The following is a 16,324-nucleotide window of genomic DNA, read 5'->3' on the forward strand; positions in this document are numbered from 1 at the left end:
CCTAAACACTGTATAAATTAACAGTTAATTCACTGGATGGATGAACAGTATGTTAATTGGTTTAGAAATTAAAAATTTTGCAATTGTAAGTAACTTAAGCACTGAGTGGCATAACGGCATGACGGCGATCACGGGTGAAACCGGCGCGGGTAAATCGATTGCCATTGATGCACTTTCACTGTGTTTAGGCGAGCGCGCTGAAGCGTCGGCGGTTCGCCCTGGTACAGATAAAGCAGAAGTGTGCGCACAATTTGATTTAACTGCCCTTCCTCTTGCTAAAGCATTTTTAGAACAACACATGCTAACGAGTAACGACAACGAATGCCTACTTAGACGCGTTGTATGTAAAAATGGCCGCAGCAAAAGCTATATTAATGGCAGCGCTGTTACAGCAGCTCAACTTAAAGAGCTGGGACAGTATTTAATTTCTATACACGGACAGCACGCTCATCAGCACCTTTTAAAAGCTGAACACCAGCTGCAACTGCTAGACGCCTACGCAGGCCACAACCAGCTTGTAAAAGCGGTTAGCCAAAGCTTTAAATTATATGCAAACCTGCAAAAAGAATTTAAACAGCTTGAGCAACAGCAATTACAACAAGCCGCTCAAAAACAATTACTCGAATACCAAGTTGCCGAATTAGATGAGTTTGCCTTACAAGACGGCGAGTTTGAACAAATAGAAGCCGAACATTACAAGCTGAGTAATAGCCAAACCATTTTAGAAGCCTGCCAGCGCGAACTTCAACATTTATACGAAAGTGATGAGCAAAATGCCTGTTCAATGCTGCAACACAGCGCTCAGCAATTTGCCGAGCTTGCAAATTATGACGAAAGCTTAGCAAGTGTAGCTGCATTATTAGATGAAGCCGCAGTGCAAGTTGAAGAAGCAAGCAGAGAAGTAAGAAACTACGCAGAGCAAGCCGACTTAGACCCTGCACGATTAACAGAAGTAGAAGCGCGCTTAAGTGGCGCGATGGACTTAGCCCGTAAGCATCATATAAAGCCTCAAGAGCTGGTTGAGTTTCATCAAGGTTTAACACAAGAGCTAGAGTCAATTAGTAACAATAGCTCACGTTTGGCGCAATTAGACGATGAAATAAGTAATGCGCTAAGTGCATACCAGCACGCCAGTGATCAGCTAAGCGAAAGTCGCCATAAATATGCTAATACATTAAATCAATTAATTAGTGAAAGCATGGCTAATTTATCGATGGAAAATGGGGTCTTTGAAATTCAGCTTACCCAAGAAGCTGAGCGCCAACCCAATGCATTAGGTTTTGATAGCGTCTCGTTTTTGGTCTCTACTAACCCAGGGCAGCCATTGCAACCTTTAGCTAAAGTTGCCTCGGGTGGTGAGCTGTCGCGTATTAGCCTTGCCATACAGGTGATCATTGCCCAAAAAGTGACAACACCAACGCTTATTTTTGACGAAGTGGATGTAGGTATATCAGGTCCTACCGCCTCCTCTGTAGGGAAGTTATTACGCCAACTAGGAAAATCAACACAGGTTATTTGTGTAACCCATTTACCCCAGGTTGCAAGTAGTGCGCATCAGCAGTTTTTTGTAGCAAAAGAAATAGCACAAGGCGAGACCTTTACTCAAATGCTCAGCCTAAATAAAGATGGCCGTATTAATGAAATTGCACGCTTACTTGGTGGCGATAATATAAGTAAAACCGCTAAAGCAAATGCTAAAGAGCTTATTATGGCGCACGCCTAAGTTATACTTTTGCTACAACAGTGGAGAGACGTTTTAAATGCAAAGCATGCTGATAAATTTTTGCCATGTTACTGGGTGGCTACTTGTTGTTTTAAGCTTTTTACTTATCGGGTTTAGTAAGTTTAAGCACGCAGAATTTAAGCTAAAACTCTTTAGCTTTTTAAAACTTATATTGGTTTATCAAGTAACGGTAAGTGTTTGGCAGTGGTTTATTATTGGCAACATAGTGGCTAATAATCAATGGTTACTTTTATTAGCACAGATACTGTGCAGTGCAATGTGCTATCTAAGTTTACAGCGGCGAAAAAGTAAAAGCCGCTCCAACCTTGATAGTTTTTCTATGGATTAACTAACACAAGCGTTAAGAGCAAGTTCTATTTTTACCTTGCTCTTTTGCTTTGTATAATCGCTCGTCGGCAAGCTTTATGTCTTGGGCTATGGTTGTATCTAACTGGCTTTGCACAAGCCCCATACTTATAGTTAATACCACCGATTTTCCATTCATCCGCACTGGATTTTTTTGTAATTCTGCATGAATTTTTTCTGCAATACTTTGCCCCTGATCTTTGTCGCTGTTTGGTAGTGCAATTAAAAACTCTTCACCGCCCCACCGAGAAGCAATACCTTGCTTTGGCATGCTCTTTTTTAAAATATTGGCAAGTTGGGTTAACGCTTCATCACCAAAGTCGTGGCCGTAGTTATCATTAATGTTTTTGAAATTATCAACATCAGCTAGCAAAATTACATACGGCTGCTTATTATTTTTATGAAGATGTTTAAGCTCAGCAAGTTCTTTCATCATAAAACGTCTGTTAGGTAAATCAGTTAAATGATCTATTGTGGCAAGGCGCTCATTTTTTTGACTCAGCGCGACTATTTTTTCATTGTATTTTTCGCGTGAGCGCTCATAAAAACCACTTAATAAAGCAACAATAATAAAAGAAATGACCACCCTTAGTGGAAGTGCTTCAGGCTGATAATCATAAATATTAAAGTTATCTGTAATAATAAAGCCGGCGATCACGGCAAATAAAAAGGCAACAATATCAAATGTTCCTTTTTTAAGGCCTCTAATAGAGTAAGTCACCGGTGATACAATAAATATCCAAATTGGCCCAGTACCTTCAGCTCCGCCCGAGATCACTAAGTACAGCATTAAACAGTAAAGGTTATATAAAATGGTGGTCGCTGATTTTTCGACTGCGCGGTAAAGACTAAAAGCCCACGCATAAAAACCAGCTGAAACTAGCAGCATAATACCAAGCACTACATCAGCATTAGACAATGCATTACACGCCATAGCGAAGGTAGCTATAAATCCGATGGTCGAAAAAAAGCGAACAATTAGCTTTCTTTCTCTGTTGTCTGAGTATGCATTCATATTATTATTTTTTATTTGCAAGCGAGCTTTAAAAGCTCATTTTCCGAGGATTTAAAAAAAGAAGTTAGCAGCAAGTTTGTACTGAAATAGTACTTTAAGCAAGATTTACACGTTAATTATTGGTTAATGACAATTTTTTAATACTTTTTCATTTGAAAAAAAGCAAAAAAAAGCAAGCCAGTTGGCTTGCCTTTATTATATTTAAAACTTAACGAGATAATTAAACCTCTAAATAATCCATAATACCTTCAGCAGCGTTACGCCCTTCAAAAATAGCCGTTACCACTAAATCAGAGCCTCGCACTATATCGCCACCTGCAAATATTTTCGGATTAGTTGTTTGATGAGTAAATTCACCTTGCTCTGGTGCGTTAATGCCGCCCCAGTGGTTAATTTCTACATCATACTTTTCTAACCAGTCCATTTTGTGTGGTTTAAAGCCAAACGCCATAATAACCTGGTCTGCCTCAAGTACGTGCTCAGAGCCTGGTACAACTTCTGCTCGGCTACGGCCGTTTTCATCAGGCTCACCCAGTTGCGTTTTAACCATTTTAACGCCTGCAACATGGCCATTATCGTCAAGTACAATACCCGTTGGCTGTACATTAAAGGTAAAGTTTACACCTTCTTCTTTAGCGTTTTTAACTTCACGCTTAGAGCCAGGCATATTTTCTTCATCACGGCGATAAGCACAAGTTACTTTAGCTGCATTTTGGCGAATAGACGTTCGCACACAGTCCATCGCGGTATCACCACCGCCAAGTACCACAACCTTTTGATTGGCCATATCAATGCACGCTTGGTTTTTTTCATCGTAACCCATAACGCGATTTGTGTTACCAATTAAAAATGGCAGTGCGTCGTGTACGCCTGGCGCGTCTTCGTTTTCAAGACCAGCACGCATACTCTGATACGTACCTACACCTAAAAATACCGCGTCGTAGTCAGCTAAAATTTCGTCCATAGTGATATCTACACCCACTTCAACGTTTAGCTTAAATTCCACACCCATTTCGGTGAAAATTTCACGGCGCTTTTGCATTACTTCTTTTTCAAGTTTAAAAGAAGGGATACCAAAAGTAAGTAATCCACCAATTTCTGGGTGACGGTCAAAAACCACTGGCTTTACACCGTTACGCACTAAAATATCTGCGCACCCTAAACCAGCCGGACCCGCACCAATAATAGCTACTTTTTTATCCGTCCATGTCACGTATGACATGTCTGGTTTCCAGCCCATTTTAAATGCGGTATCGGTAATGTATTTTTCAATATTACCTATCGTTACTGCGCCAAACTCTTCATCAAGCGTACATGAACCTTCACACAGTCTGTCTTGTGGACAAACGCGTCCACACACTTCAGGTAAACTGTTTGTACGATGAGAAAGCTCAGCCGCTTCTAAAATACGGCCAGTTCTAATTAGTTTTAACCATTGTGGAATGTAGTTATGCACAGGGCATTTCCATTCACAGTAAGGGTTACCACAGTCTAAACAACGGTCAGCTTGTGAATTTACCTGATTCTCAGAAAAGGGTTCGTAAATTTCCACGAAAGATTTTTTACGCGACGAGATTGGTTTTTTGCGCGGATCAACACGCTGCACGTCTATAAATTGATATACATTTTCGCTCATACTGCCCCCTTATTGCGCTTGAACACGAAGTTCTGCGCTACTGCGAGCGCGGTGCCCGAGTAAACTTTTTACATCACTTGATTTTGGTTTAACTAGTTTGAACATAGGTAAGTACAGTTCAAAATTAGCTAAAATGGTTTCTGCTCGACATGAACCCGTAAGCTCTAAATGCTCGGCAATTAGGCCACGCAAATGCTCTTGGTGCGAACTTAAATCATCAAGTGTTACTACTTCTACAAGCTCTGGATTAATGCGTTTTTCAAAGTCACTTCGCTCATCTAAAATATAAGCAAAACCACCTGTCATACCCGCACCAAAGTTAACGCCTACATTACCTAGCACACATACAACGCCGCCAGTCATGTATTCACAGCCGTTATCACCTACGCCTTCAACAACGGCTTGCACGCCAGAGTTACGTACTGCAAAACGCTCACCAGCACAGCCTGCGGCAAATAACTTACCACCTGTAGCACCGTATAAACATGTGTTACCAGCAATAGTCGCTTTATGACTTTCAAACGATGATCCCAGTGGTGGGCGTATAACAAGCTTACCGCCTGCCATGCCTTTACCCACGTAGTCGTTTGCATCGCCAATAAGGGTCATCTCTAGGCCACCGGCATTCCAAACACCAAATGATTGCCCTGCTGTACCATGTAGTTCAATAGATACCGGATCTGCAGCCATACCTTGATTGCCGTGCTTAGAGGCTATGTAACCCGACAGCATTGCGCCCACTGAACGGTCTGTATTACATATGCGGCTCACGAGCGAAATACCCGATGAGTTATCAATCGCTTGTTGCGCTTTACCTAGTAACGTTTCGTTAAGTTCGCCTAAATAGTGCGAGCTATTTGGTGCGCTGCAAAATAAGGTTTCGCCCGTTGGGTTATTTGGCTGAGCAATTACAGACGATAAATCTATTTTCTTTTGCTTCGCTGTTTTACCTTCAATCGCTTCTAATAAGTCTAAACGACCAATTAAGTCAGTTAGATTAGCAACACCTAAGCTTGCCATAATTTCACGTGCTTCTTGAGCTATAAACTTAAAGTAGTTCATCGCCATTTCTGGTAAGCCGTGGTAATGCTTTTGACGAAGTGTTTCATCTTGCGTTGCAACACCGGTCGCACAGTTATTTAAATGACAAATACGTAAGTATTTACAACCTAGCGCCACCATTGGGCCTGTACCAAAGCCAAAGCTCTCTGCACCTAAAATAGCGGCTTTAATGATATCTAAACCCGTTTTTAAACCACCATCTGTTTGCAGGCGAATACGGTGACGAAGACCATTTTCAACAAGCGCTTGCTGGGTTTCTGCAAGGCCAAGCTCCCACGGGCTACCCGCGTATTTAACTGACGTTAATGGGCTTGCACCGGTACCACCATCGTAACCTGAGATAGTAATTAAGTCGGCGTACGCTTTAGCTACGCCTGTGGCAATTGTGCCTACACCCGGCTCAGATACTAACTTCACCGATATCATCGCTTCTGGGTTTACTTGTTTTAAATCGAATATTAGCTGGGCTAAATCTTCAATTGAGTAAATATCGTGATGCGGTGGTGGTGAAATTAATGTTACACCGGGTACCGAATAACGAAGCTTTGCAATATATGGCGTTACTTTTTCGCCTGGTAATTGCCCGCCTTCACCAGGTTTAGCACCCTGCGCCACTTTAATTTGAATTACATCAGCATTACGAAGGTAGTGCGGCGTTACACCAAAACGACCCGAGGCAACTTGTTTAATACGTGAGTTTTTCTCGGTGTTGTAGCGCAACTTATCTTCACCGCCTTCACCTGAATTTGAACACCCGCCTAAGCGGTTCATTGCAATGGCAAGCGCTTCATGCGCCTCAGGCGAAAGTGCACCAATACTCATAGCTGCAGAGTCAAAGCGCTGGTATAAAAATTCAGCCGGCTCAACATCATCAATGCTAATGCCTTTTTCTGGTAATTTAAGCGCTAACATATCGCGCAGCGTTGCAATAGGACGGTTATTAACTAAATCAGCATAGGCTGCGTAGTCTTTATAATCGCCTGAACGTACGGCCTTTTGTAGCGTTTGAATAACATCTGGGTTGTAAGCGTGGTATTCACCACCGTGAACGTATTTTAATAAACCGCCATGGCTCAGTAATTTACGCTTACTAAAAGCAAGTTTATGTAGCTTTTGCTGATCAATATCAAAATCGCTAAAACAGGCGCCTTTAATACGACTTGCCACACCTTTAAAGCACATGTCTACCATAGCATCAGATAGACCAACCGCTTCAAAAAGCATTGAACAACGGTACGATGCAATTGTACTTATGCCCATCTTAGACATAATTTTGTACAAGCCTTTATTAATGGCTTTTCGGTACGAAAGCGTCACTTCGCAGTACGATTTATCAATCACTTTACTGTCGCTCATCGCAACCAGTGACTCGTATGCAAGGTATGGGTAAATTGCGGTGGCACCGAAACCAAGTAATACGGCAAATTGGTGTGCATCGCGTACGCTACCCGTTTCAATAATAATATTAGACTCACAACGTAAGTTATTATCTACTAGACGTTTTTGTACAGCACCTACCGCCATAGCAGCAGGAATTGGTAATTGGGTTTCGCTAAAGTTACGGTCAGATAAAATAAGCATTACACAGCCGGCTGCTGCTTTTTCTTGTGCAGCGTCGCAAATACGTGCAACCGCTTTTTCTAAACCTTCCTCTGCTGTGTATGTAATATCAATTTTACAGTAACTGTAATGCTCGTCATCGGCATTTAGTAGCTGCTGCATGTCTGCATACATTAAAATTGGCGTATCAAACTGTAGGCGCTTAGCGTGGCCTGTAGTTTCATTAAATACATTTTGCTCACTACCAATACACGTTGCCAGTGACATTACGTGGTTTTCACGCAGCGGGTCTATTGGCGGGTTAGTCACTTGTGCAAACTTTTGGCGGAAGTAATCGTACAATGAACGATGCCCTTCGCTAAGTACTGCAAATGGCGTGTCATCACCCATAGAGCCTGTTGCTTCTTGGCCGTTTTCACCCATTACGCGAATAACACTATCGAGCTCTTCGTTAGTGTAACCAAACATTTTTTGGTATTTAACAAGTGTTTCGTCATCAAATGAGCGATTACCCGCATCTTGCTCGGTAAGCTCTTCAAACGGGGTTAAACGTTTAACGTTTTCTTCAAGCCATGACTTATAAGGATGACGCGATTTTAAATCTTGGTCGATTTCGTCTGAGTGCCAAATTTTGCCTAATTTAGTATCAATTACTAACAGCTCACCTGGTCCTACACGGCCTTTTTCGACCACTTCATCTGCAGTGTAATCCCAAATCCCTACCTCAGAGGCAAGTGTAATAAAGCCATCTTGAGTAATAACATAGCGCGCTGGACGCAGGCCATTTCTGTCAAGGTTACAGGCTGCAAAACGCCCATCAGACATAACAATGCCCGCAGGGCCATCCCACGGTTCCATGTGCATAGAGTTAAAGTCGTAAAATGCGCGTAAGTCATCATCCATAGCACGGTTCTTCTGCCATGCAGGTGGCACAAGCATACGCATAGCACGGAATAAATCCATGCCACCTGCTAAAAACAGCTCCAGCATGTTATCTAAGCTTGAAGAGTCAGAGCCGGTTTCGTTTACAAACGGCGCTGCACTTTGTAAATCAGGAATAAGTGGTGATGAAAACTTATACGAACGTGCACGAGCCCATTGGCGGTTACCCTCAATGGTATTAATTTCACCATTATGCGCTAAATACCTAAATGGTTGTGCTAAAGGCCAACGCGGCTGAGTATTAGTAGAAAAACGCTGATGGAATACACAAATAGCGCTGGTCATACGAATATCAGCTAAGTCTAAATAAAAGTTAGGCAAATCTGCAGGCATCATAAGGCCTTTATAGATAGTCACTAACCCCGATAAACTCGCAATATAAAACGACTCATCCTCTGCTAAACGCTTTTCTGCACGGCGACGTGCTACATATAAACGTCGCTCTAAATCTTTAGAGCGCCATCCTTCAGGCGCACTAACAAAAATTTGCTCAAAACCAGGTAATTGCTGTGTAGCAATTGGCCCTAGCATTGAAGGGTCAGTAGGCACTTCACGCCAACCGAGTATTTTAAGTGTTTCTTGTTCTAATTCTTCACATAAAACCTGTTTTGCAGCTTGTGCTAAAACGGGATCTGAATTTAAGAAAACCATGCCTACGGCGTAATTTTTACCTAAGTGCCAATTATGCTCACTCGCAATAGCACGGAAAAAACTGTCAGGTTTTTGTAGTAATAAACCACAGCCGTCACCTGTTTTACCATCGGCAGAAATACCACCGCGGTGCTGCATGCGATCAAGTCCAGTAATAGCTGTACGAATAAGCCGATGACTAGCTTGACCATTTACTTGGGCTATTAAGCCAAAGCCACAATTATCTTTTTCTAATGTTGAGTCGTATAACATAGACCCCTCCCTTGCTGCACTGTTAACGTGAATGAACTGCTCGACGATTTGCTAACAGACGCACAAAACTAGCCTCTATAGTAAATAGAGTCAATATTATTTTGAATACATATTCACATTCTTGAATATTTCTCACTTCAAGGCAAGATTTCTTTTTTACCCACAAATTTTAACAATTAACGCTTATTTGCGCGTTATTTTTTCATGACACTGGTGTCAATTTTAACATTTTGTAAAAACAAAGGCGCCAAAGCAATACCCTTTACGTAAACGTAAAGCACCAAACCAATGAATAAATATTCACTAATTTCTAACGGGTTCAGTTAACATTTAGATAGTTTAATGCGTTTTAAATAAATTAGAGGCTTAGGATCGCGCTTTTTTAGCGTTCATTAGTATAGTTATTAATTGTGGTGTCGTTTTTAGTGCAGATGTAGTGAATTTTTATTTATTACCAATTCGCTTGATTGAGCGAACTATTTTGAGGCTGGAAAAACGTGTTGATAGCTAGGAAAAACTCGCTACTTGGTTGTTCTAAAAAGAATTCTTTAACGCAAATAGCGACACGTTTAGCCCCGTAAAATGATTACGTCTTATTGCGCATTGATATAAAACTCATATTTTAATTAAAATTCGCGCTTATATTAAGTAGCTTTGTTGCTTACTTATCCTGACTAGGTGCACCTAAACGAGGAGCAAGTGCTGAGTTTGCTAACTATTGAGCACAGATTAATGGTTATAATTACCCACTGATGGGCTGTTCAAGAGATTAAGACGTAATAAAGTTATATAGGCACAAAAAAGCCACGTAAAACGTGGCTTTAATAATCTAGCAAAGTAGCAATTACTCTGCGTCAGCTTCTTTATACTTAGCTGCAGTTTCAGTGATCAGTGGCTGTAATTCACCACGTTGAAACATTTCAATGATAATGTCACATCCACCTACTAATTCGCCCTCAACCCAAAGCTGTGGGAAAGTAGGCCAATTTGCGTATGCTGGTAACTCAGCGCGAATATCTGGATTAAGTAAAATATCAACATAGGCAAATGGTTCGCCACATGACATTAGAGCTTGTGACGCTTGTGAAGAAAAACCACAATTTGGTAATTTAGGCGACCCTTTCATGTAAAGGATAATTGGGTTTTCTGAAATCTGCTGTTTAATTTTATCAATGGTTTCCATCTACAACCTCAAAATGACGATAGCTTGATATACCTAGGGCTTGAAAATAAATCATTGTGGCCACAGATATATAACTTAAAATGGGCAAATAAAGCCGCAATTGAAATAGTCTTTAGCAATAGCATTGCTGTTTGCTTAAACTTGAGTAAAATACTCAACAATTATAGTAACACTATATTTTCGTTTGGTATAGGTAAGTGGTCTGTTCTATCAGGCATTACGTACTATCAAGCGAGTTATCAACCAAAAGAAGATGGAGATAAAAAAATGGCATTTGAACTACCGTCACTACCATATGCAATTGATGCACTTGAGCCTCATATTTCACAAGAAACTCTTGAGTATCACCACGGTAAGCACCACAACACTTACGTTGTTAAATTAAACGGTTTAATTCCAGGTACTGAATTTGAAAACAAATCTTTAGAAGAGATTGTTTGTTCTTCTGAAGGTGGCGTATTTAACAACGCTGCACAAATTTGGAACCACACTTTCTACTGGAACTGTCTATCTCCAAATGGCGGCGGCGAGCCAACAGGTGCTATCGCTGACGCTATTAACGCTAAATGGGGCTCTTTTGACGCGTTTAAAGATGCATTAAACGACAAAGCGGTTAATAACTTTGGTTCTAGCTGGACATGGTTAGTTAAACTAGCTGACGGTTCATTAGATATCGTAAACACGTCTAACGCAGCAACGCCGCTTACAGACGAAGGTGTTACACCAATCCTAACTGTGGATTTATGGGAACACGCTTACTACATTGATTACCGTAACGTTCGTCCTGATTACCTTAAAGGTTTTTGGGCGCTTGTTAACTGGGAATTCGCGAACGCTAACTTCGCTTAATTAGCTATTATACGCTGATTTAAAAAGACGCCTCGGCGTCTTTTTTTATGCCTTTATAAAATTAAAACCGCCTTTATACGCGCTAAATTGCTAATTTAGCCACATGATCTTTTTTCACTTAAATTTTTAATTTTATTGCACAAAAATACCAATCTCTGACTAAACTTTAAAAAGTAAGCACCTTTTTAAAGCGGGTTTCGGAGGTTATTATGACTATTTTTGAGCACTACCAAGCACGATACGAAGCAGCACAAGAAGAAGAATACAGCATTAGCGAATTTCTAGAAATTTGTAAAAATGACAAATCAGCTTATGCCAGCGCCCCTGAGCGTTTACTTATGGCAATAGGCGAGCCGCAAATGGTTGATACTGCAACCGATGCACGTTTAAGCCGGTTATTTTCTAATAGAGTGGTTGCACGCTACCCTGCCTTTGCAGACTTTTACGGCATGGAAGATGCCATAGAACAAATTGTCTCCTATCTAAAGCATGCGGCTCAAGGCCTAGAAGAATGCAAACAAGTCCTTTATTTACTCGGCCCAGTTGGGGGAGGTAAATCTTCAATTGCAGAAAAACTAAAATATTTAATGCAGCAAGTGCCTATCTATTCAATTAAAGGCTCTCCGGTAAACGATCACCCGCTCAGTTTGTTTGACCCAGTAGAAGATGCCAACGTTCTCGAAAAAGAATACGGTATTAAACCACGTTATTTAAAAACGATTATGTCGCCATGGGCAGGTAAACGGTTAAAAGAATTTAACGGCGATATTAGCCAATTTAGAGTCGTCAAACGCTACCCCTCTATTTTAAATCAAATAGGTATAGCCAAAACCGAGCCCGGTGATGAAAACAATCAAGATATTTCAGCATTAGTGGGCAAAGTAGATATTCGCCAGCTTGAGCATTTTGCACAAAACGACCCCGATGCCTACGCTTACTCAGGCTCTTTATGTTTAGCCAACCAAGGTTTAATGGAATTTGTAGAAATGTTTAAAGCCCCTATCAAGGTGCTGCATCCACTCCTTACCGCAACGCAAGAGGGTAACTACAACGGTACCGAAGGTATTAGCGCTCTGCCGTTTAACGGCATGATTTTAGCCCACTCAAATGAGTCAGAATGGCAAACATTCAAAAATAATAAAAACAATGAAGCGTTTTTAGATCGTGTTTATATTGTAAAGGTCCCTTATTGCCTGCGCGTGACCGAAGAAATAAAAATCTACGACAAACTTATTCAACATAGTGAACTTGCCAGTGCACCGTGTGCACCAGGTACGCTTAAAGCGTTAGCGCAATTTACTACCTTATCTCGATTAAAAGAGCCTGAAAACTCTAGTATTTACTCAAAAATGCGAGTCTATGATGGTGAAACCCTAAAAGATACCGACCCTAAAGCAAAGTCTTATCAGGAGTATCGAGATTACGCAGGGGTAGATGAAGGCATGACCGGCCTTTCCACTCGTTTTGCTTTTAAAATTTTGTCGCGCGTATTTAATTTTGATACCACCGAGGTTGCAGCTAATCCGGTGCATTTATTTTATGTTTTGGAGCAACAAATAGAGCGTGAACAATTTAGCGCCGAAGTGGAAGAGCGCTATTTAAGTTTTTTAAAAGGCTATTTAATTCCGCAATATGTTGAGTTTATTGGTAAAGAACTACAAACCGCGTATTTAGAGTCATACTCTGAATATGGCCAAAATATTTTTGACCGCTATGTGATTTATGCTGATTTTTGGATACAAGATCAAGAATACAGAGACCCAGATACAGGACAGTTATTTGACCGCGCCTCGTTAAATGCAGAACTTGAAAAAATAGAAAAACCCGCCGGCATTTCTAATCCCAAAGATTTTAGGAACGAAATAGTTAACTTTGTATTACGTGCACGCGCCCACAATAATGGTAAAAACCCGTTATGGACAAGCTACGAAAAACTACGCACTGTGATTGAGAAAAAAATGTTCTCAAATACCGAAGATCTACTCCCTGTTATTTCCTTTAATACAAAAACCTCCGCTGAGGATCAACAAAAACACGAGGACTTTGTTAACCGCATGGTTGAAAAAGGCTACACGCAAAAACAAGTGCGTTTACTTTCTGAGTGGTATTTACGGGTTAGAAAATCGCAGTAACCTTCATGTAGTTTAGGGGGAACAGTATGGCGCATTTTATAGATAGACGCTTAAATGGTAAAAACAAAAGCACGCTTAATCGTCAGCGCTTTATTAGGCGCTATAAAAAGCAAATAAAAGAAGCAGTGTCTGATGCGGTTAATAAACGCAGCGTTACCGACTCTAGTTCAGGGGAGAGTATATCTATCCCGCAACGAGATATTAGCGAGCCCATTTTTCACCAAGGTAAAGGGGGCGACAGAGAACAAATTCACCCTGGCAACGATCAATTTTCAACAGGTGACAAAATTGAGCGCCCTAAAGGCGGCCAAGGTGGTGGCGCAGGCGATGGCGATGCAAGTGATTTAGGCGAAGGCCAAGATGACTTTGTGTTTTCTATTTCTAAGGATGAATACCTTGATTTACTCTTTGAAGACCTAGAGCTGCCCAACTTACAAGAAAACCAGCTAGATAAGCTTGTACAAATGAAAACTCATCGGGCTGGTTTTTGTAGCGATGGTATGCCCAGTAATATTGATATAGTACGCTCATTACAGGGCTCACTCGCCAGAAGAGTCGCCATGAGTGCGGGTAAAAAAAGACGCCTAGCAGAGCTTGGAGGTCAACTTGCGATGGAGCGTGAGCAAGCCGACAGCGACCAAGCCATCATTGCGTTATTACAAGAGGAAATTGAGCAACTTAAACAGCAAATAAAAGCCGTACCATTTATTGATAATTACGACTTACGTTTTCGTAATTATGAAAAACGCCCCCACCCCACCAGCAAAGCCGTTATGTTTTGTATCATGGATGTATCAGGCTCGATGGATCAGGCCACAAAAGACATGGCAAAGCGTTTTTATATTTTGCTGTATCAATTTTTGACCCGAAGTTATAAAGACATTGAGGTGGTGTATATACGCCACCACACACAAGCTAAAGAGGTCGACGAACAAGAGTTTTTTTATTCTCAAGAAACTGGCGGCACTATTGTCTCCAGTGCCCTTAAATTAATGAACGAAATAATAAAAGAGCGCTATGATTCAGAGCAATGGAATATATACGCAGCGCAAGCATCCGATGGCGATAACTGGGCAGACGATACCCCACACTGCGGTGAAATATTACGTAATAAGCTACTTAATGCGGTACGCTACTTTGCCTATATAGAAATTACCACGCGTGCGCACCAAAGCTTGTGGCGCGAATACCAAAACATCACCCAAACCCATAGCAACTTTGCAATACAACATATTCAAAGTGTTGAAGACATTTACCCTATGTTTAGGGAGCTATTTAAAAAAAATCGTCAACAACAAGGGGCTGCTTAGCCTAAGCGAGGTTTACTATGAGCACTGAACGAATTAGCGATGGCCCAGATTGGACCTTTGAGCTGCTTGAGCAATACCAAACTGAAATAGCCCGTGTTGCAGCGCATTACCGGTTAGACACTTACCCTAACCAAATTGAGGTAATAACAGCTGAGCAAATGATGGATGCTTATTCAAGCGTAGGCATGCCTATAGGCTACAGCCATTGGTCATATGGTAAAAAATTTATACAAACCGAACAAAATTATAAGCGTGGGCAAATGGGGCTGGCTTACGAAATTGTGATTAATTCAAACCCCTGTATTGCTTATTTAATGGAAGAAAACACACTCCCTATGCAGGCACTGGTTATGGCGCATGCCTGTTATGGCCATAACTCATTTTTTAAAGGAAACTACTTATTTAAAACATGGACTGACGCCGACTCCATCATAGATTACTTAGTGTTTGCTAAAAATTATATTAGCCGCTGCGAAGAAAAATACGGTATTACACAAGTAGAAAGCTTAATTGATTCGTGTCACGCATTGATGAATTACGGCGTAGATAGATATAAACGCCCGCAGCAAATTTCCCTTTTTGAAGAGCAAAAACGCCAAAAAGAGCGTGAAGACTACATGCAATCTCAAGTAAACGAGCTATGGCGCACTATCCCTGCTCAACAGCAAGAAGCTAAAAAGCAAGAAAGGCATTTTCCGCAAGAGCCGCAAGAAAACATTTTATATTTTATTGAGAAAAACGCGCCTTTATTAGAGTCTTGGCAGCGAGAAATAATACGTATTGTACGAAAGATATCGCAATATTTTTATCCGCAAAAACAAACCCAAGTGATGAACGAAGGCTGGGCTACCTTTTGGCACTACACCATTTTGAACCACTTATATGATGAAGGTAAATTAACCGACTCCTTTATGATGGAGTTTTTGCAAAGCCATACCAACGTGGTTTATCAGCCACCTTATAACAGCAATTACTATTCAGGTATAAACCCGTATGCATTGGGTTTTAATATGATGGTGGATATTCGCCGTATTTGCGAAAACCCAACAGATGAGGATAGACGCTGGTTTCCTGAATATGCAGGCACTAATTGGCTAGACACACTACATTTTGCAATGGAAAACTTTAAAGATGAAAGCTTCATAAGCCAATTTTTATCACCTAAGTTAATTCGTGATTTTAAGCTATTTACTATTGTCGATCACAGCCGTAATCCACATCTAGAGGTAGGCGCAATACATGATGATAGCGGTTATCAGGCTATACGCGAAGCGCTTTCAGCGCAATATAATTTGAGTAATCACGAACCTAACATTCAAGTATATAATGTTGATGTTAGAGGCGATCGTTCTTTAACGTTGCGTTATGTTCCTCACAATAACATCCCCCTTGCTGACTCGCATAAAGAAGTGCTAAAACACCTGTACAGGTTATGGGGATTCAAGGTTCAATTACAGCAAGAGACCAGTACAGGCGATGTGTCTACTCTTGGCCAATGCCCAGCAGATGATACTCGCCATACTACAGAGTAAATAAAATGCCTGATAAAAAATGGCATTTTAATCAAGCCCTTGTTAAGTATTTACTGCCAAAGCTTGCGGGGCAATTAGATGCATCCTTGGTTACTTTAATTTAGCAGTAAT

9 protein-coding genes are annotated in these 16,324 nt (G+C 41.0%); 5 read left to right on the plus strand and 4 right to left on the minus strand.

Features of this window, described 5'->3' with window-relative positions:
* Nucleotides 1–49 precede the first annotated feature (49 nt).
* Nucleotides 50–1,723: a DNA repair protein RecN gene (gene recN / locus CWC04_RS07230; RefSeq protein WP_138685013.1), complete on the plus strand. Its 1,674-nt coding sequence runs from the start codon at nucleotides 50–52 to the stop codon at nucleotides 1,721–1,723.
* Nucleotides 1,724–2,084: 361 nt separating this feature from the next.
* Here recN and CWC04_RS07240 read toward each other — a convergent pair whose 3' ends face one another.
* The 4 genes from CWC04_RS07240 to CWC04_RS07255 form a co-directional block, all read right to left on the minus strand.
* The gene (locus tag CWC04_RS07240; protein WP_249326073.1) at nucleotides 2,085–3,104 is read right to left on the minus strand and encodes a GGDEF domain-containing protein; all 1,020 of its coding nucleotides are present in this window, start codon (nucleotides 3,102–3,104) and stop codon (nucleotides 2,085–2,087) included.
* A gap of 220 nt (nucleotides 3,105–3,324) precedes the next feature.
* Nucleotides 3,325–4,740: a glutamate synthase small subunit GltD family protein gene (locus tag CWC04_RS07245; RefSeq protein WP_004588108.1), complete on the minus strand. Its 1,416-nt coding sequence runs from the start codon at nucleotides 4,738–4,740 to the stop codon at nucleotides 3,325–3,327.
* A 9-nt stretch (nucleotides 4,741–4,749) separates the two neighbouring features.
* The gene (gene gltB / locus CWC04_RS07250) at nucleotides 4,750–9,207 is read right to left on the minus strand and encodes a glutamate synthase large subunit (protein ID WP_138685015.1); all 4,458 of its coding nucleotides are present in this window, start codon (nucleotides 9,205–9,207) and stop codon (nucleotides 4,750–4,752) included.
* Between the two features lie 844 nt (nucleotides 9,208–10,051).
* Nucleotides 10,052–10,390: a Grx4 family monothiol glutaredoxin gene (locus tag CWC04_RS07255; RefSeq protein ID WP_004588110.1), complete on the minus strand. Its 339-nt coding sequence runs from the start codon at nucleotides 10,388–10,390 to the stop codon at nucleotides 10,052–10,054.
* A 267-nt stretch (nucleotides 10,391–10,657) separates the two neighbouring features.
* Here CWC04_RS07255 and CWC04_RS07260 point away from each other — a divergent pair, with 267 nt between their 5' ends.
* The 4 genes from CWC04_RS07260 to CWC04_RS07275 all read left to right on the plus strand — a co-directional run bounded on the left by CWC04_RS07260 (nucleotide 10,658) and on the right by CWC04_RS07275 (nucleotide 16,213).
* Nucleotides 10,658–11,239, plus strand: coding sequence for a Fe-Mn family superoxide dismutase (locus CWC04_RS07260; RefSeq protein WP_004588111.1), 582 nt, complete (start codon nucleotides 10,658–10,660; stop codon nucleotides 11,237–11,239).
* Nucleotides 11,240–11,448: 209 nt separating this feature from the next.
* Nucleotides 11,449–13,371 (plus strand): PrkA family serine protein kinase, encoded by a 1,923-nt coding sequence (locus CWC04_RS07265; RefSeq protein WP_004588112.1) that lies wholly within the window; start codon nucleotides 11,449–11,451, stop codon nucleotides 13,369–13,371.
* Between the two features lie 26 nt (nucleotides 13,372–13,397).
* Nucleotides 13,398–14,681 carry a YeaH/YhbH family protein gene (locus CWC04_RS07270; RefSeq protein ID WP_138685016.1) on the plus strand — a complete coding sequence of 428 codons (1,284 nt, stop codon included), beginning with the start codon at nucleotides 13,398–13,400 and terminating at the stop codon, nucleotides 14,679–14,681.
* A 17-nt stretch (nucleotides 14,682–14,698) separates the two neighbouring features.
* Nucleotides 14,699–16,213 (plus strand): SpoVR family protein, encoded by a 1,515-nt coding sequence (locus CWC04_RS07275; RefSeq protein ID WP_138685017.1) that lies wholly within the window; start codon nucleotides 14,699–14,701, stop codon nucleotides 16,211–16,213.
* The last annotated feature ends 111 nt before the right edge of the window (nucleotides 16,214–16,324 follow it).

The organism is Pseudoalteromonas sp. S2893, from assembly GCF_005887105.1.
GTDB classification, from domain to species: Bacteria; Pseudomonadota; Gammaproteobacteria; order Enterobacterales; family Alteromonadaceae; genus Pseudoalteromonas; species Pseudoalteromonas atlantica.